General features: G+C 73.3%; 16 protein-coding genes. 6 read left to right on the top strand and 10 right to left on the bottom strand.

The genetic code is table 11. The annotated features are described in order from the left end of the window. Positions 1-136 precede the first annotated feature (136 nt). The 3 genes from ACZ4WH_RS28015 to ACZ4WH_RS28005 form a co-directional block, all read right to left on the bottom strand. Positions 137-637: a hypothetical protein gene (locus ACZ4WH_RS28015; protein WP_468185507.1), complete on the bottom strand. Its 501-nt coding sequence runs from the start codon at positions 635-637 to the stop codon at positions 137-139. A gap of 356 nt (positions 638-993) precedes the next feature. Beyond that, complete coding sequence (locus tag ACZ4WH_RS28010) at positions 994-1,809, bottom strand: SAM-dependent methyltransferase (protein ID WP_468185504.1); 816 nt, start codon at positions 1,807-1,809, stop codon at positions 994-996. An 81-nt stretch (positions 1,810-1,890) separates the two neighbouring features. Beyond that, positions 1,891-2,766: a helix-turn-helix domain-containing protein gene (locus tag ACZ4WH_RS28005; RefSeq protein ID WP_468185501.1), complete on the bottom strand. Its 876-nt coding sequence runs from the start codon at positions 2,764-2,766 to the stop codon at positions 1,891-1,893. A 1,190-nt stretch (positions 2,767-3,956) separates the two neighbouring features. Here ACZ4WH_RS28005 and ACZ4WH_RS28000 point away from each other — a divergent pair. Next, positions 3,957-4,613 (top strand): GNAT family N-acetyltransferase, encoded by a 657-nt coding sequence (locus ACZ4WH_RS28000; protein WP_468185498.1) that lies wholly within the window; start codon positions 3,957-3,959, stop codon positions 4,611-4,613. Between the two features lie 3 nt (positions 4,614-4,616). Here ACZ4WH_RS28000 and ACZ4WH_RS27995 read toward each other — a convergent pair whose 3' ends face one another. The 3 genes from ACZ4WH_RS27995 to ACZ4WH_RS27985 all read right to left on the bottom strand — a co-directional run bounded on the left by ACZ4WH_RS27995 (position 4,617) and on the right by ACZ4WH_RS27985 (position 6,524). Continuing rightward, positions 4,617-5,663: an acyl-CoA desaturase gene (locus tag ACZ4WH_RS27995; protein ID WP_468185495.1), complete on the bottom strand. Its 1,047-nt coding sequence runs from the start codon at positions 5,661-5,663 to the stop codon at positions 4,617-4,619. Positions 5,664-5,805: 142 nt separating this feature from the next. Further along, entirely contained in the window at positions 5,806-6,093 is a 288-nt protein-coding gene (locus tag ACZ4WH_RS27990; protein ID WP_468185492.1) for a hypothetical protein, read from the bottom strand. 41 nt (positions 6,094-6,134) lie between these two features. Next, positions 6,135-6,524, bottom strand: coding sequence for a 1-acyl-sn-glycerol-3-phosphate acyltransferase (locus ACZ4WH_RS27985; RefSeq protein ID WP_468185490.1), 390 nt, complete (start codon positions 6,522-6,524; stop codon positions 6,135-6,137). A 299-nt stretch (positions 6,525-6,823) separates the two neighbouring features. On the opposite strand from ACZ4WH_RS27985, the gene ACZ4WH_RS27980 reads away from it, so the two are divergent. Then, a complete protein-coding gene (locus tag ACZ4WH_RS27980; protein ID WP_468185487.1) occupies positions 6,824-6,958 on the top strand; it encodes a hypothetical protein in 135 nt (44 codons plus the stop codon). Between the two features lie 168 nt (positions 6,959-7,126). Here ACZ4WH_RS27980 and ACZ4WH_RS27975 read toward each other — a convergent pair whose 3' ends face one another. Further along, complete coding sequence (locus ACZ4WH_RS27975; RefSeq protein ID WP_189817920.1) at positions 7,127-7,585, bottom strand: flavodoxin family protein; 459 nt, start codon at positions 7,583-7,585, stop codon at positions 7,127-7,129. Positions 7,586-7,741: 156 nt separating this feature from the next. Here ACZ4WH_RS27975 and ACZ4WH_RS27970 point away from each other — a divergent pair, with 156 nt between their 5' ends. Together ACZ4WH_RS27970 and ACZ4WH_RS27965 are read left to right on the top strand one after the other, a co-directional pair. Next, positions 7,742-8,350, top strand: a complete 609-nt coding sequence (locus ACZ4WH_RS27970; protein WP_468185520.1) for a class I SAM-dependent methyltransferase — start codon at positions 7,742-7,744, stop codon at positions 8,348-8,350. Positions 8,351-8,434: 84 nt separating this feature from the next. Beyond that, positions 8,435-9,142: a lipoprotein gene (locus tag ACZ4WH_RS27965; protein ID WP_468185484.1), complete on the top strand. Its 708-nt coding sequence runs from the start codon at positions 8,435-8,437 to the stop codon at positions 9,140-9,142. On the opposite strand, the gene ACZ4WH_RS27960 is transcribed toward ACZ4WH_RS27965, so the two are convergent. Together ACZ4WH_RS27960 and ACZ4WH_RS27955 are read right to left on the bottom strand one after the other, a co-directional pair. After that, positions 9,135-9,785, bottom strand: coding sequence for a GNAT family N-acetyltransferase (locus ACZ4WH_RS27960; protein ID WP_468185482.1), 651 nt, complete (start codon positions 9,783-9,785; stop codon positions 9,135-9,137). The genes ACZ4WH_RS27965 and ACZ4WH_RS27960 overlap by 8 nt on opposite strands. Before the next feature lie 97 nt (positions 9,786-9,882). Further along, complete coding sequence (locus ACZ4WH_RS27955; protein WP_468185518.1) at positions 9,883-11,835, bottom strand: DUF1996 domain-containing protein; 1,953 nt, start codon at positions 11,833-11,835, stop codon at positions 9,883-9,885. Positions 11,836-12,228: 393 nt separating this feature from the next. On the opposite strand from ACZ4WH_RS27955, the gene ACZ4WH_RS27950 reads away from it, so the two are divergent. Beyond that, positions 12,229-13,659, top strand: coding sequence for a C40 family peptidase (locus ACZ4WH_RS27950; protein WP_468185479.1), 1,431 nt, complete (start codon positions 12,229-12,231; stop codon positions 13,657-13,659). A 27-nt stretch (positions 13,660-13,686) separates the two neighbouring features. Here the strand turns inward: ACZ4WH_RS27950 and ACZ4WH_RS27945 are convergent, their stop codons facing one another. Further along, entirely contained in the window at positions 13,687-14,898 is a 1,212-nt protein-coding gene (locus tag ACZ4WH_RS27945; protein WP_468185477.1) for a serine hydrolase domain-containing protein, read from the bottom strand. A 198-nt stretch (positions 14,899-15,096) separates the two neighbouring features. Here ACZ4WH_RS27945 and ACZ4WH_RS27940 point away from each other — a divergent pair, with 198 nt between their 5' ends. Next, entirely contained in the window at positions 15,097-16,461 is a 1,365-nt protein-coding gene (locus ACZ4WH_RS27940) for an FAD-dependent oxidoreductase (RefSeq protein ID WP_468185474.1), read from the top strand. Positions 16,462-16,526 lie beyond the last annotated feature (65 nt).

Below are 16,526 nucleotides of genomic sequence, written 5' to 3'. Positions count from 1 at the left end.
GGGGATGTGGTGTGGAGGGCGTCCTTGCGCACCTCACGCGCGCACACATCCCTCCCCCCCCCCCACCCCCACGGGGGGGGGGGGGGGTCCGGGGGGGGGGGGGGGGGGACCCCCCCCCCCCCCCCGGTGCCCCCGGTCAGCCGGCCGGCTTCAGGTCGGTGATCTTCAGGGTCTTCAGGTCGGACTGGACGTCGATCCGGCTGACCTGCGCGTGCGGCCCGTCGCTCCAGGTGAGCGTGACCCTGCTGGTGGCGTGGCCGGCGCCGGAGCCGGTGTACGCCACCTTCCACTTCACCGGCACGTTCTGCGCGAACAGGATGCCGTCGGCGTGTTCCTTCTTCTCGTAGGCGGCGACCTTCTTCTGCGCGGCGGCGGAGAGGTAGAACGCACGCAGGGCCTTGGCGCCGGCCGCGGCGGTGGGGTCGTCGGTGGCCCAGACGGCGTCGATGTAGGCGCCGTAGAAGTCGGCCACGTGCTGGGTGACGTCACGCGGGTCGCCCTGCGTGGACGACACGGCGGCAGCGCGGGTGGTGCCGTTCGCGGAGGCCCCCGCCAGGGCGGGCGTGACGGCGGCCAGGGTGAGGCCGGCGGTGAGGGCGGCGGCGGTGAGGAGGGTCTTGCGGCTGCGCACGGACATGTTTCGCGTTCCCCCGGTTTCTTCGCGACCGGGCTGATCCCGGCCGTCGACGGAGCCTAAGACCGCGTTTCCCGCGTCCTGGTTCCGCTTTCCCCTCCGCTCTTTTCGGTCATTCCGGCGCGGGCCGCTCCCGTTCCCTCGACCAACCGGGCGAGGTTGTGCAGAGCCATGTATCTCCCTCACCTACGACGGCCCGGCCGGCGCCGGGAAAGGCGCGTGCGGGGGCGCCTGCACACGCCGGGTGGCGCGGATGGTGTCCATGGGCTCACGGTAGGGGCCGGCGACCGCCACGGCCGTCGTACGACGAAGGCGGGGCCGAGGTCCGGGAGGTGGGTCGGACCCCGGCCCCGGGTCTGTCACGGCTTGCGGGCGACCGCGCCGTACATCGCGATGTCCTCGTCCCGGATGCCCTGTTCGCCGCTGCCGTCGGGGTGCCACTTGTGCACCTGGACGATGCCGGGCTCGACCAGGTCCAGGCCCGTGAAGAACTCCTGGGCCTCGTCCAGGGTGCGCAGCCGCATCGGCATGTTGCGGGCCGCGTACTCTCGGGCGACCCGGCCCACCTCCTCGGGGGCGAACTCGGCGGTGCCGATGGACATCGCGAGGTGGCTGCCGGACGGCAGCGGCTCCAGCAGCCGCCGTACGACGCCGACCGCGTCGTCCGCGTCCAGCATGAAGTGGACGATCGCGATGACGGTGAGGGCGACGGGCCGGCTCAGGTCCAGGGTCTCGCGCAGCTCGGGGGCGTCCAGGATGGCCGCCGGGTCACGGAAGTCGGCCTCGATGTACGCGGTCCGGCCCTCGGGGGCGCTGGCCAGCAGGCCCTGGGAGAGGGTGAGCACGATCGGGTCGTTGTCGACGTAGACGACCCGGGAGTCGGGGGCCACGGCCTGGGCGATCTCGTGCAGGTTGGGCGAGGTCGGGATGCCGGTGCCGATGTCCAGGAACTGGCGCATGCCCGCCTCCTCGGCGAGCCAGCGCACGGCACGGTTCATGAAGTCGCGGTTGGCCCGCATGTGCACCGGGAGCGCGGGCCACTCCCGGGCCATGGCGTCGCCCGCCTCCTTGTCGGCGGGGTAGTAGTCCTTGCCGCCGAGTATGTAGTCGTAGATGCGGGCGGAGTGGGCGTTCTCGGTGTCGATCCGGTCGGCCGGCCATCCGTTGTCGGGCAACGCCGTGTCTCCCATTCGGTCGGGTGGGGCTCGGGGCTTCGCGTCAGCAGGTACGAGGGCGGGCGGTGGGCGGCGGGGCGGTCACAACTCCTTGCGCAGCGCGGCGAGCAGGGTCTCGGTCCTCCTGGCGGACGCGGCCTGGGCGCCGAGCCGGTCCAGGGCCTCCCGGTAGACCACGACCTCCTCGGCCTTGTCGAGGTAGACGGCCCCCACGAGGCCGCTGAGATAGGCGATGTCGGGCAGTTCGCGGGCCCGGAACCGGAAGAGGTGGAAGGCACCGGCCGGCAGGGCGGGGTGCGGGCCGTTGGCGAACGGCATGAGCTGCACGGTGACCTGGGGCAGCCGGTTGACCTCGATGAGGTGGTCGATCTGCGCGCGCATCACCTCGGGGCCGCCGACCGGCCAGCGCAGCACGGTCTCGTCCATCACGACCCACAGCCGTGGCGGCGCCGCTCTGGTCAGCAGTTCCTGGCGGCGCATGCGCAGGGCGACACGGCGTTCGGTGGCCTCGGCGGAGACGTGCGGATGCGCCGCGGTGAGCAGGGCGCGGGCGTAGTCCTCGGTCTGCAACAGCCCGTGCACGAACTGGTTCTCGTACGCGCGGATCTGGAGGGCCGCCTGTTCCAGGCTGAGGTAGGCGGAGAACCAGTCGGGCATGACATCGCGGTAGGTGTGCCACCAGCCGCGCTTGTTGGCCTCGCGCACGGACTGCACGAAGGTGTCGATCTCCTGCTGGTCGGTGACGCCGTAGACCTGGAGGAGTTTCTCGGCGTCCGCGAGCCGTAGCCGGGACACCTTGGCGGCCTCCATGCGGCGGATCGTGGAGTGGCTGACCCCGATGGCGGCTCCCGCCTCGGCGTAGCTGAGGCCGGCCCGGGTGCGCAGTTCCTCCAGCCGTCTGCCGAGGATCATGCGCAACACGCAGGGGGCGCCGCCCCAGTCGGTCTCCGCGGTCACGCCCACCCCCTCGTCAGGTCCCAGGATCACCTTCGCACGCGATCCGTTGCGCCATCCATTCGATCACGTTCTGGCGGATGCAGCATGCACTTCGCCACTTGCAAATTTCAACTTGCCGGTTGCCGAGCGTGGTTGGCAGGTGCCAGAGTGGACTCGCTGCTCCGGCCGACCCCCGGAGCAGGCGGCGCGGCCGGCCCAGGGGAGACAGGCCGCCGCCACGGCCTGCCGGCAGGCGGTGCGACGTCTGCCGCCCGAGCGGCCGGCCGACGCCCGCACCCTCACCCGAGAGGCCGGACGAAAGGCGCACGGCGATGGCTCCGCCCTCCCTCCACCGACGGCTCCCTCGACCGACCGACCACAACAGACGACCGACGGTGCGGAAACGGGACGTGTTCCCGGCGCCGACCGCGCCGCACCGACTGCCGGCCCTACCCGGCGCCCCTGAACCACCCGGAGGCGAGCACCCCGGTCGACTCCCTGGGCCCCACAGCCCCGACCACCTCGCCTCCGGGGCCACACTCCCCGCCCCGGCGGACTCCCACGGGTCCACGGGCGGCCTCGACCCCACCGGCCGTGTTGGCTCCGCCGACCGCGTGGAACCCACCGGCCGCGTCGGACGCGCTTGCCACCCTGGTTCCGTCGGCCGCGCGGCTTTCGGCCTGCCGGGCCGGCACACGGTCGTGGGCACCGCCCGCCGTGGCACAGACGGTCAGTCGGCAGTCTGCTGAGACAACGCCGCTACGGGTCGGACGAGGTCTCTCCGGCGGTCTCCCCGACGGTCTTTGCGAGTCGACGCGGGAAGCCTCAGAAGCCCCTTGGGCCCCTCGCAGCACCACCCCGGACCATCCCCCACTCGTCCGAAGGACAGCCATGCACCACACCACCACCCCCACTCCAGCCCCGGCCGCCGACCCGTCCTGGACCCGCACCCGCCCCAAGCCCGGCTCCCAGGAACAGGCCGACTGACCCGAGCCGCACCCCACAGCACGGTGCCGGCCACGGCCCCGTTCCGCCCCGCCTCCCGTGACACTCCCGGTCACCCTCACCACACCCCACCCCTCCCTGGCCTACACCCGCAGCGCTACGGCATCCCGCTCGCGACCCGCTAGATTCGCCGCCGGTGCGGAGTGTCCGTGCTCTCGGTGGATCGGTGTCGTGGCCGCCGTGTGTGCTGGTGTGCCGGGGGTTTCATGGGCTGGTCGCTGTTCCGCCGGAGCCGGATCGCGTCGGGGCTTCCGGTGCCGGGGCGGTGTGAGCCGGGGCGGCATGCGCTGGGCACCGAGCGGCTGTTGCTGTTCACCCCGCGGACCCGCCTGGACGTGGTGGCGGCGCTGGCCGCGAGCGCGGACGCGGAGGCGCAGCGGTGGCTCGGCACCCAGGCGGACGAGGTGCTGCCCGATCCCGCCGTCCGCCGGGCCCTGCTGGCCTGGCGGCCCGCCGGTGAGGACGGCCGCCGGATTCCCCGCGAGCTGGCCGAGCCGTACACGCCCGGCCCGGACGACCCGCTCCTGCTGGTCTGCGTGCGCCGGTCCGACCGCAGTTACGCCGGCGCCCTCGAACTACAGCACCGCGCGGGCGAGATGGGCGGCTGGCTGGCGCCGGGCTGCCGGGGCCACGGTCTGGGCGCGGAGCTGTTCCGCGCGGGCCTGGAGCTGGCCCACACCCACCTCGGACTGGCGAGGGTCCGTGCCGGGGCCGAGCCCGGGAACACCGCGAGCCGGCGCGCCCTGACCCGCGCGGGTTTCGTCCCCGACCAGGGCCCGCGCCGCCACACCCTGCCCGACGGCCGCGTGGTCGACGCCGTCTGGCACCGGCACGACATCGGGACGCCGGTGCGCTGCCGCTGACCGTCAGGGATCGTCCCGGCGGCGCCCGGTCACCCGGTCCCGGTCCGGCCACCGTACGTCGTAGGCCCAGCCGAGGCGTTCGAACCAGCGGATCAGCCGGGCACTCGCGTCGAGCTGGCCGGTGAGCACGCCGTGCCGGGCGCTGGTGGGGTCGGCGTGGTGGAGGTTGTGCCAGGACTCGCCGGGGGACAGCGGGGCCAGCCACCACACGTTCCCGGAGCGGTCCCGGCTGCGGAAGGGGCGGGAACCGGTGGCGTGGCAGATCGAGTTGATGGACCAGGTCACGTGGTGCACCAGGCAGATACGGACCAGCCCGGCCCGGAACAACGCGGTGAGCGCGCCCTGCCAGGACCGGGTCAGCGCCCCGCCCAGCAGCGCGGGCAGGGCGAGGGAGGCGAGGACGAGGATGCCGAAGCTCCGGGAGATCCGCAGCAGGGCGCGGTCGCGGACGAGGTCGGGCGCGTACCGCGGGGGCGAGGCGTGCTCGGTCTCGAACAGCCAGCCGAGGTGGGCGTGGAACATGCCCTTGGCGGGGGCGCGGGGTGAGTGGCCGTACCGCCAGGGCGAGTGCGGGTCGCCGTCCCGGTCGGAGTACTGGTGGTGCTTGCGGTGGTCGGCCACCCAGGTGATGAGCGGGCCCTGTACGGCGAGGCTGCCGGCCGGCGCGAGCGCGATCCGCAGCGGCCGTCTGGCCTTGAACGAGCCGTGGGTGAAGTGCCGGTGGAAGCCGACGGTGATGTCGAGCCCGCTGATCAGGTAGAAGGCGACGGCGAGCGCGACGTCCACGGGGCTGAGCCCGTGCCGCCAGGCCAGCGGCACGGCGGCGAGGAGGGGCGGGGGCATCGCGAGCCTTTCTCGGCCGGGGGCGGCCTGGTCGACGGCGGTGAAGGCGAGAACGGCGTTCTGGCCACCGAAGCCGAAGGCGTTGCTGACGGCGGCTCGTATCCGCTGCGGCCGGGGCACCTTGGTGACGACGTCGAGGTCCATCGCCGGATCGAGCGTGTCCAGGTTGGCGGTGGGCGGGATCAGCTGGTGGCGCAGGCTCAGCAACCCGCCAGCCCCGCATCCGCGCCAGGTCCACCGTCCCCGCCAAGCCCAGCATTCGCGCCACATCCACAGTCCCCGCCGTGTCCACCGCGCCCCGGGCCCCGTTCTCGTCGGCCACCGTCCCCCGGGCCCGCCCCCCTCGTACCTACCGCGCCCCTCGGGGTCCGCCCTCCCCGCCGGCCCTGTCCTGCCCCTCGTACCCCCCGTTGTCCCCGGTCCCGCCCTCCAGGGTGCTGACCGCGTTCGACCAGGCCTGGGCGAGGGCGGTTTCCAGGTCGTCCAGTGGGCGGTCGGACGTGTCCAACCGGAGGGCGGGGCCGATGTGCACGTGGACGCGGGGGCGGCGTACGGGCGCGGTGGCCCAGCCGGCAAGCTGTTTGGCGAGGCTGCCGGAGGAGACCCGCCGGGCGCCCGCGTGCCCGATCGGCAGCACCGGGGCGCCGCTGGACAGCGCGAGCCGGACGACCCCGGACTTCAGGCGTCCGGGCGGGCGGCCGTGGGGGCGCGGTAACGGGGCAGGCCGCCCTCGGGGTAGATGAGCACGCCGCGCCCGGCGGCGAGGGCGTCGGCGGCGGCCCGGAGCGCGTCGGGGGCGCGTCGGCCGCCCCGGTGGACGGGCACATGGCCCTCCCGGGTGAGGACCCGGCCCAGCAGGGGCACCCGCCACAGCCCGGCAGTGGCCAGTACGACGGGGCGCAGGCCGAGCCGGTGCAGGGTGCCGATGAGAAGGACCGGGTCGAAGAACGAGGCGCGGCTGGCGGCGAGGACGTATCCGGTGCCGGACGGCCGTACCAGATGCCGGGTGCCGCTCACGCTCGTGTCGCTGAAGGCGGGCACCAGGGCCCCGGCCCATGCGGACAGCATCGGGCTCTCCTCTCCGCTGTGTCTCCCCCCGTGCCGATCATCACCGGCACCGCGCTCCGGCGCACGCCCGTACTGCCCCGAATGCCTGTTTGATCCATGGCGACCGGCAGGGCGGCCCTCTTCGCCGAGCTGCGCGCGCCGACCGGTGCTCAGCACGCCCGTCGGCGTGTTCGTCACGCGACACCCCGACGCCGTGGAGGTGCTGTCGGCGCCCGGGACGTTCACCGTGGGGCTGTTCGGCCCGGCGCTGGAGGACGTGCTCGGGTCGCCGTTCATCGTGGCCCGGGACGGCTGCCGACGTGCACTGGCGGGAGCGCGGGTACGGGCAGCTGACGCTCGCCACGCAGGACGCGCCCCGGGTGCGGAGGCTGACCGCGCGGACCGCCGACGAGGTGCTGGACGAGGCGACCGGCCGGGACACGGACACCTTGTGAGGGGACGCTGCACTCCTGCACCCGCCGGATGCAGCGGGCGTTCGCCGTCAATCCCGACACGTCCGCCGCCGGGACAGCGGATGTCCGCGTCCGGAACGAAGATCACCCCGGTGGCCGTGCGACGGGCGCCGGGCGCTCACGTGGCCGTGCAGCACGCGGCGGGACCGCTCAGGCGCCGGGCATCAGGCCCGCCGCGACCGTGGCACCCAGCTCCCAGCACGCCTGGATGTCGGCCTTGCCCGGCTCGCCGGTGACGGTCACCGGCTCGGCCGCCCGGCGCCAGCCGAGGCCGGTGGTGACGGTCTCGATGGCGCGGACGGCACCGGTGACGTCGTTGCCGCCGTGGACGTAGAAGCCGAAGGGGCGGCCCCGGGTCTCGTCCAGGCAGGGATAGTAGATCTGGTCGAAGAAGTGCTTGAGGGCGCCGGACATGTAGCCGAGGTTGGCGGGCGTGCCGAGCAGGTAGCCGTCGGCTTCGAGCACGTCGGAGGCGGTGGCCGACAGGGCCGCCCGGCGTACGACGCGCACGCCCTCGATCTCGGGTGTCGTGGCTCCCGACACGACCGCTTCGAACAGGGCCTGGCAGTTCGGGGAGGGAGTGTGATGGATGATCAGCAGGGTAGGCACATCCGGCACCCTGCCGTGCGCGTACCGTCCCTCGCAAACGGCGGCACCAAGGCGGCTGCGCGGCGACGCGACCGGCTTGCCGGGGACGGGACGCGCGGCAGGGCCGAGACAGGAGGATCAGTCGTGGTCAACCAGGACCGCCGGCCGCAGGCCGCCATGGTGTTCGACGCGCTGGGGCTCACCTACGAGCAGGCGTTCGCCGACTCCGCACCGCACCGGGCGTCGCTCCGCTGGCTGGTGGAGCGGCTGGCACCGGGCAGCAGGGTGCTGGACGTGGGCAGCGGGACGGGCCGCCCGACCGCGCAGACGCTGACCGAGGCCGGCCACCGCGTGCTGGGCATCGACATCTCACCGGTCATGGTCGACCTGGCCGTACGGCAGGTGCCCGGGGCCGAGTTCCGGCTCGCCGACATCCGGGAGACGCCGTTGCCGGAGGCCTCGTTCGACGCCGCGTGCGCGTACTTCTCGCTGTTGCAGATGTCCCGCGCCGAACAGGCCGCCGTGGTGGCGAAGCTGGCCCGCGCGGTACGGCCCGGCGGCTTCCTTGCGCTGGCCACCGTGCCGCTGGACCTGGAGGACACCGAGGCCGTCTTCATGGGGCAGCCGGTCCGGGTGACGAGCTTCACCGCCGAGGCGTTCACCGAACTGGCCTCCGGCGCGGGCCTGACCGTCCTGGCGGAGGAGCAGACCGTGTTCGCCCCGGCCAGTCCCGAGGCGGGACCCGAGCCGCAGCTCTTCCTGCACTGTGCGCGCGAGGCGGGATGACGCGCAGCCGGTGAGCCGCATCGCGGTCGGCGTTGTCGGTGCCCTCGGTTACAGTGGCGGCTCGGAACCGAAGGGGAGGCAACAGTGCAGGTCGGGGTGGGGACCGTCGGAGGCCGCATAGTCGTCGTGGCGGCGCTCGCCGCGGTGCTCGGCGGGTGCGCGGAGCCGGCGGACGGCGACGGGAAGAAGTCCGCGAGCGCGTCGGCGAGCGCCGAGGACGCGGCGGCCGGGGGCAGCGGCGCGAAGGGTACGGCGGCGGCCCGCGGCGGCACGATCGGCGCGGCCGGTTCCGCCTGTGAACTGCCCGTCAGCTTCGACGTCGCCAAGCACTGGAAGGCCAAGTCGATCGACGCCGACAAGGAGTTGGCCAAGGCCTCGAAGGGCGAGGACGGCGACCTGAGCGGGGCGCTCGCCGACGCCTTCCTCCGGCAGGGACCGGTCACGGCCGCATGCGAGATCGACGCCAAGCCGGCCGGCAACATCGGCTTCCTGCGCGTGTGGAAGGGCGAGTCCGGAGACGCGGACGGTGTGCTGCGCGCGTTCGTCGCCGCCGAGGACAACGTCAGCAAGGCGAAGTACCACTCCTTCCGGACCGGCGGGGGCGTCTCCGCGGTGGAGGTGGAGTACCTCTACACGAGCAAGCTCCTGGAGGAGACGAAGAGGGAGAGCGCCTTCGCCGTCAGCACGCCCGACGGCCCGGTCGTCCTGCACCTCGGCGGCATGGACACCGAGGAGCACGAGGAGATGCGGCCCGCGTACGACCTCGCCAAGCAGACCCTCAGGCTCAGCTGAGGACCGCTGTCGGCTCCCGGGTCGTCGCCCGGCCCAGGTAGGTGAGAGGGCCGGCGTCGGCGACCGGGATCTCGTGGAAGCCGACCCGGTCGTAGAAGGCGCGGGCGGCGGTGTTGACGGTGACCATGCCGAGGTGGACCGCCTGGACACCCTGTCCGCGCAGGGCGTCCAGGAAGGTGTGCAGCAAGCGGCGGCCGTGGCCGCGCCCCTGCCAGGGCGGCAGCAGGTCGATGTGCAGGTGGGCGGGGTAGGCGGCGAGTTCGGGTACGAGCATCCGCTCCGGGTGGTGCAGGAGGCGGATCATCTCCTCGGTGGGCGTGCGGGGTGGCGCGGTGGGCTCCGGATAGCGCGCGGCCAGCCGGGGTATCCAGCTGTGCCGGAAGTCCCGCACGAAACGCTTGGTGTCGGCGGTGCCGACGATGTATCCCACGGCCCGGCCCGTGCCGTCGTCCAGCACGAAGGCGAGGTCCGGGTCGAAGTGACAGTACGGCTCGGCGAACAGCGACGGCATCAGGCGCTGGTCGGGGTAGATCGCCCGGGAGTCGCCCCCGTTGTGCGCGGTGCGGACGCAGACGTCGGCCACGCCGTCACGGTCGGCGGGACGGTAGGGGCGGATCACCGGGTGTGGGTCGAGGGACGGCATGGCCCCATCCTCGCCCCTTTGGGAGCGCTCCCACAAGGGGTCGTAGGCGCACGACGGCGACCACACCTCGAAGGGTGGCCGCCGTCGTCCGCGGCGGTCAGTAGCGCATGCGCCTGGCCCGGAGCAGCATGAACAGGCCCGACAGGGCGAGCAGCGTGCCGATGGCCGCGGGCCACAGATGGGCCCCCGTCTCCGCCAGCCCGCCCTGACTCGCCTGGGGTTCGGTCCGCGCGGCCGACGGCGGGGCGTACGCGGCGGCGGTCGCCGACTGCCCCGGCGTGGCGGCGCCGGCGGACGCGGCCGGTGCCGAACGCGCCGGCGTGGACCGGGGTTCGGCGGACTTGGCCGGTGCGGCCTTGTCGTCCGTGTCGTGCTTGGTGGTGCGGGCGGGCGACGTCGTCACGTCGTGCCGGGGCGCCTCACCGGCCCGGGACGCCGACGGCGCGGGCGGGGAGGTGACACTTCCGCCGTTCTCCTCGGTGGAGCCGTCACCCGGTGCCGCCGTGGCACTCGTACTCGCCGTGGGCGTGGGTGTCGTGGCGGAGTCGTCGTCGGACGAGGAACCGCAGGTGCGGCCGGAGTTGATGCAGTCGACCATCTCGCGCATCAGGTTCTCGTCGAAGACGTTGATGAAGTCGCCGTGGTCGGTGACGGGCTTGTGCAGCTGCTCGGGGAAGGAGTCCACCGCGAACAGCGGGACGGTTCGGCCACCGTCCGCGAGGCTCGGCGCGTCGACGTCGTAGACGATGCGCTGCACCAGCTGCGGAATGGGCTGGAATCCCGCCGGGCAGGAGCCGTCGGCGGCCGTGAAGGCCACGTGGGTGCGGTGGTTGGCGCTGTCGATGTTGCGGCCGTCCCAGCAGCTCTGGAAGCGGAAGGTGCGCACCACGTCGCTGCCCTGCGGGCACAGCGGGTACTTGTCCTTCAGCTGCCGGTTCTCGTAACCGGTGCAGCTCCAGGACGCGTTGGCGTTGCCGGGTCCGTTGACGAAGGCCTTGGCGTCGCCGGTGATGATGCGCAGCAGGCGCGGCATGGCGGTGACCTTGCCGCGCGGGTTGCCCACGAAGGTCAGCGTGACCTGCCGGGGCGTCACGATCTGACCGGCGTTGCCCTCCGTACCGCCGCCAGGGGCTCCGGCGTCCCGCTCCTGGGTGCCGTTCTGAAGGCGCAGCACCGGCCAGTAGTACGACGACTTGTCGCCCTGGTCCGCGCAGCTCGTCCCGGCCTCGGCCAGCTCCTCGTCGCTCGCGAAGGCGTTGTTGCCCTGGTTGCCGACGTAGTCGTGGAAGTGGTGGGCGCCGTTGGAGACGCCGGGGGCGACGATGACGTTGTCGGAGTTGAACAGGCCGCCCGCGTTGACCCCGCAGTCGGAGGTGAACGTGCCGCGCGAGGCGTCGGCCTGCGGCGGCGGGGCCGGCGCGTCGGGCGGTACGGCGGTGATGTCCGCGTAGTCGGAGACGACGGGCCCGTTGCCGCCCTGACCGGCACCGCCCTGCCCTTGGCCGCCGCCGCTCTGCCCCTGACCGCTGCCGCTCTGTCCTTGAGCGTTGCCGCCCTGGTCCGCCCCGCCATCGTCCTGCCCCTGGCCGGTGCCGCCCTGCCGGCCCTCGTCGTCCGGGGTGCCGGTGGCCTGACCGTTGTCACCGGGGCGCAGGGTGCAGGCGGCCAGGGCGTCGAGGCCCTGCGGGCGCTCCCCCGCCCGGTCGATGGCGTCGGCGATCCGCCCGATGGACTCCGACCGTTTCTCCTTCAGCGGCTTCATGATCGTCTCCTCGGCGGAGCCGGCGTCCAGGCCACCGGCCTGCCCCGCCTGCTGCACCTGCCGGTACGCCGCCGCGATCTGCTCGTCGAACAGGGCGAGTTCGCGGTCGACGTCGGGACGGGCCGCGTCCGGTACGGCCGTCAGCCGGCCGCCGACGTCGGGACAGTCGATGGTCGCCATGCCCGAGGAGAGGACGCGCCCGGAGGCGTCCGTGCCGGATCCGTCGCCCCAGCCCTCGCTGGCGGAGGCGTAGACGTTCGCCGCGACGAGTCCTGCTCCGCCGAGCATCAGGGCGGCTGCGGCGAGGGTCGCGCGTCGTGCGCCGGTCGGGCGTCTGCGCCTGTTGCGTACCAAGGTCGTCCCCTGTGTGTGATCGCCGGTGGTCGGACCGCCGGTGGGTGTGGCCGCCGGTCGGGCATGGAGTTCCCCGGCTTCATACGGCGGGCGGAGCCACTGTGTTCAACAGAATCGCGAATTCACCGGGACCTCACAGGAAACCATGGTCGCCACCCTTTCCCCGTCGAACGTCATCGCGAACATCACGAATATGTATCGGGCATTTCAGGCCTCAACCTTCACACGAGGTACACACGTTGGCTAGGTTGACGCGAGGCCGCCGCCCGGCTCTGCCCCGGCGAGCCGCCCAACTGCCCTGCGGGGCAAGGAAGGAGCACGTCTTCCATGGCGCCGGAGAGCCGCGACGAGGTGCGACAGCGGATCGCATCCCTCTACGACCAGGCGGAGAACGACACCGGTAATTTCAACGCGACCCGGGCCATGGCCGCCCGGACGCGTTCACGCGGCGTCCCGCTGGCCAAGCGGGCGGGCCGGCGGCCGGAGCCGGCACTCGACGAGGTCGCCCGGCAGTGGTTCGACGCGGCACGCGCCAAACTCGGCCCGACCGTCCCCGCCGTACTGCCCGCCGACCGGCTGCCCGACGGGCCTGTCGCGCCCCCGCGTTCGCGAGAGCGGACGGAGGAGCTTGCGATGGGTGAGCGCGAGGTCCGCGCCCTGCCGGGTGGTGGGGAGCGCCTCGGCCTGCCGGCCGGCGGCAGGGAGGCTCGCGCTCTTCCGGGCGGTGAGCGGCGGGCCCTGGGGATGGGCGGCCTGCCCGAACAGCGGCCCGAGGCGCTGGAACCGGGCGCCGGCCACGCGATGGCGGAACTGACGGCGGGCCCGGCGACGGACCCGGCGACCGGCTCCCTGCCGGCTCTGGAGACCGGCTGGGCAGCACCGGTCGACGCCCCGAGCAGCAGGGAACTCCCGGTCGCCGCACTGGAGTTGAGCGGCGGTACGGCGGAACAGGCCGGCTGGGCCACGTCCGGACCGGCGAGCCCTGCCGTCCTGCCGGTCGCCGCGCCTCCCGCCGTACTGGGGGCCACGGTTCAGCTGCCCAGGACGCTCCCCGGCTCGGCCGGATTCGTCCGCCTCTCCCCCGCCGCCTCCAAGGCCGGCATCCGGCGCAAGCTCGACACGGCGCGCGACCTGCTGTCCGGGCGCACCGCCCGACTCGGCCTGCCGGACACCGCCGTTCAGCCCGCCGCACCGGCGCAGCCCGAGTGGGCCGCCACGGCGCGGCAGATGCCGCATCCCGCCATGACCTCGACGGTCCAGTGGCAGCAGAGTGCGGAACCCGTTGTGTCGGCAACGCCGGTCGCGGACACGCGGCCGGTCGACGTCACCTCTGCCCTGACCGACACCGGCTCCCTCTCCCTCCCCCTGCCCGTGCCCGCCCCCGTCGAGTCGCCTCGCGCTCTCCGTGCCGCCAAGGCCATCGCCTTCGCTCGGGCGCAGATCGGGAAGCCGTGTGTGTGGGGTGCGACGGGGCCGGACTCCTACGACTGCTCCAGCCTCACCCAGGCCGCGTGGAGGGCGGCCGGTGTCACGCTGCCGCGCGCCGCGCACGAGCAGGCGGTGGCCGGTGCGCCGGTCACGACGGCCGGGCTCGAACCCGGCGACCTCGTCCTCTTCTTCGAGGACGACCGGCATGTGGGCCTGTACGCCGGCGACGGAATGATGGTCCACGCCCCGGGACCGGGGTCGTCCATCCGCGAGGAGTCGATCTACGGCGCCGGCGAGGCGGCGATCCACCGCGTCATCCGGCCGGCCTGAGCAGGGGCGGCCCCCGGCGTCGACTGCCTACTCGATGAAGGTCGTTCGGCCGGCTTGCCGGGACAGCGCGCCGGCGAGAGCCGTGGTCCACGGCAGCCAGCGGGAGTCGGGGCCCGCCGTGGGGTCCCAGGCCATCCGGGTGCACACATAGCCGACGGCCGTGGCGTGTTCGGGGTGGGCGAAACCGAGGCGTCCGCCCGCGCCGGAGTGGCCGAAGGAGCCGGGGCCCAGCATGGGTACGGCGCCGCGGTGGAGTTCGTAGCCGAGGCCGAAGCGCAGAGGGGAGGACGTCGGCAGCCGGTCGAGCGGGGCGGGTGCGGTGAGCCGGTCGGTCCGCGGGGTGCGCGCGGTGTCGACGGTCGCCGGGTCCAGCAGGCGGACCCCGTCGACCTCGCCGATCAGGGCGGCGTACATGCGGGCCAGGGAACGGGCGTTGGTGATGCCGTTGCCCGCGGGGATCTCCGCGGCATGCATGTCACGCCGGTTGAGCGCCGTACCGTCCCCGATCAGTGCCATGGAGGCGAGGACGGCGCGCACCAGGCGGTTGTCCGGGGCGAGCTGTCCGAGGGGGCCGGACGACGGGCCGGTGTCCGGGGCGGGGGTGTCGTCCGTCTGCGGCACCACGCGGGACTCCTCCCGCTCGGGCAGTCCGATCCACAGGTCGAGACCGAGCGGGGTGGCGACCTCGTCGGCGAGGAACCGGCCGAGCGAGCGGCCGTCGACGCGGCGCACCAGTTCGCCGACCAGGTACCCGAAGGTGACCGCGTGGTACAGCGCGGCGCTGCCCGGCGTCCAGAGGGGGCGCATCCGGGCGAGCGCGGCGACGGCCTGGTCCCAGTCGAGGAGGCCGGCCCGGGTGAGCGGGGCGTCCGGGTCGAAGGCGGCCAGGCCGGCGCGGTGGGCGAGCACGTCGGTGACCGTGACGCTCTCCTTGCCGGCGGCGGCGAACTCGGGCCAGTACCAGGCCACCGGGGCGTCGAGGTCCAGCCGTCCGCGCTGGGCGAGGAGGTGCGCGCAGGTGGCGGTCATGCCCTTGGTGCAGGACATGGTGACGCAGACGTGGTCCGGTCCGAACGTGCCGGTGGGGAGGGAGTGGGTGGTCCACAGGTCGACCACCGGGCGCCCTCGGTGGTAGACGCACAGCTGGGCGTTGCCGGGGTCGTCCGCCTGGGCCCGGGCGAAGGCGTCCCGGACCTCCTCGAAGCCGGCGGCGACGGTTCCTTCGACACGAGGGGTCACGGGTGCTCCTGGTAACGGGCGGGCTCTGGCGGGGAGACCGGGCCCAAGCTCTCCGACCCGACACACCCATAAGGCACTGCTAGGTGAGGCATAAGATCAGCTTATGAGGTCATAGACCCGACCCGCGTACCGACTTAGGTCTGCCTTAGTTTAGGCTTCGTGATCAAGTCGCCCATTGCGCTCGAAGGGAACCTGATCATGCCGCGCCCCCTGCGGGTAGCCATCGTCGGAGCCGGCCCCGCCGGGATCTACGCCGCCGACGCCCTGCTCAAGTCCGAGGTGGCTGCCGACCCCGGTGTGTCCATCGACCTCTTCGAGCGGATGCCCGCCCCGTTCGGCCTGATCCGGTACGGCGTGGCGCCCGACCACCCTCGCATCAAGGGCATCATCACCGCTCTGCACCAGGTGCTCGACAAGCCGCAGCTCCGCCTGTTCGGCAACGTCGACTACCCGACGGACATCAGCCTGGACGACCTGCGCGCCTTCTACGACGCGGTGATCTTCTCCACCGGCGCGATGGCCGACCGCGAGCTGTCCATACCCGGCATCGACCTGGACGGCTCCTACGGCGCCGCCGACTTCGTCTCCTGGTACGACGGGCACCCGGACGTCCCGCGCACCTGGCCCCTGGAGGCCGAGAAGGTCGCCGTGCTCGGTGTCGGCAACGTCGCCCTGGACGTCGCCCGCATCCTCGCCAAGACCGCCGACGAGCTGCTGCCGACCGAGATCCCGCCGAACGTCTACGACGGTCTGAAGGCCAACAAGGCCATGGAGATCCACGTCTTCGGCCGCCGTGGCCCGGCGCAGGCGAAGTTCAGCCCGATGGAGCTGCGCGAGCTGGACCACTCCCCGAACATCGAGGTCATCGTCGACCCCGAGGACATCGACTACGACGAGGGCTCGATCGAGACCCGGCGCGGCAACAAGCAGGCCGACATGGTCGCCAAGACGCTGGAGAACTGGGCGATCCGCGATGCCGGCGACCGCCCGCACAAGCTGTTCCTGCACTTCTTCGAGTCGCCGGCCGAGATCCTCGGCGAGGACGGCAAGGTCGTCGGCCTGCGCACCGAGCGCACCGCCCTGGACGGCACCGGCAACGTCAAGGGCACCGGCGAGTTCAAGGACTGGGACGTCACGGCCGTCTACCGCGCGGTCGGCTACCTCTCCGAGAAGCTGCCCAAGCTGCCCTGGGACATCGACTCCGGAACCGTCCCGGACGAGGGCGGCCGGGTGATCGAGGAGGGCGGCGCCCACCTCCAGTCGACCTACGTCACCGGCTGGATCAGGCGCGGCCCCGTCGGCCTCATCGGCCACACCAAGGGCGACGCCAACGAGACCGTGGCCAACCTGCTGGACGACTACGCGGGCGGCCGTCTGCACACCCCCGCCTCGCCCGGGCCGGAGGCCGTGGACGCCTTCCTCGCCGAGCGGAACGTCCGCTTCACCACCTGGGAGGGCTGGTACAAGCTGGACGCCGCCGAGCGTGCCCTGGGCGAGCCGCAGGGCCGCGAGCGCGTGAAGATCGTCGAGCGTGAGGACATGCTGCGGGAGAGCGGGGCGTAAGCTCCCGCCTTCCTTCGGTCTCAGGGGCCGGCGCCGGTGCGCCGGCCCCCGCTCCGTCTCAGGCC

The organism is Streptomyces sp. NPDC029138 (assembly GCF_055564375.1).
The sequence above is the reverse complement of the archived record's forward strand: the minus strand, read 5'-3'. Positions and strand labels throughout refer to the sequence as shown.

Coding starts and splice junctions, on each gene's coding strand:
- ACZ4WH_RS27970 (WP_468185520.1), top strand. CDS start 7,742: ATGGTGTTCGACGCGCTGGGGCTCACCTACGAGCAGGCGTTCGCCGAC.
- ACZ4WH_RS27985 (WP_468185490.1), bottom strand. CDS start 6,524: ATGCTGTCCGCATGGGCCGGGGCCCTGGTGCCCGCCTTCAGCGACACG.
- ACZ4WH_RS27960 (WP_468185482.1), bottom strand. CDS start 9,785: ATGCCGTCCCTCGACCCACACCCGGTGATCCGCCCCTACCGTCCCGCC.
- ACZ4WH_RS28015 (WP_468185507.1), bottom strand. CDS start 637: ATGTCCGTGCGCAGCCGCAAGACCCTCCTCACCGCCGCCGCCCTCACC.
- ACZ4WH_RS27955 (WP_468185518.1), bottom strand. CDS start 11,835: ATGCTCGGCGGAGCAGGACTCGTCGCGGCGAACGTCTACGCCTCCGCC.
- ACZ4WH_RS27940 (WP_468185474.1), top strand. CDS start 15,097: ATGCCGCGCCCCCTGCGGGTAGCCATCGTCGGAGCCGGCCCCGCCGGG.
- ACZ4WH_RS27950 (WP_468185479.1), top strand. CDS start 12,229: ATGGCGCCGGAGAGCCGCGACGAGGTGCGACAGCGGATCGCATCCCTC.
- ACZ4WH_RS28000 (WP_468185498.1), top strand. CDS start 3,957: ATGGGCTGGTCGCTGTTCCGCCGGAGCCGGATCGCGTCGGGGCTTCCG.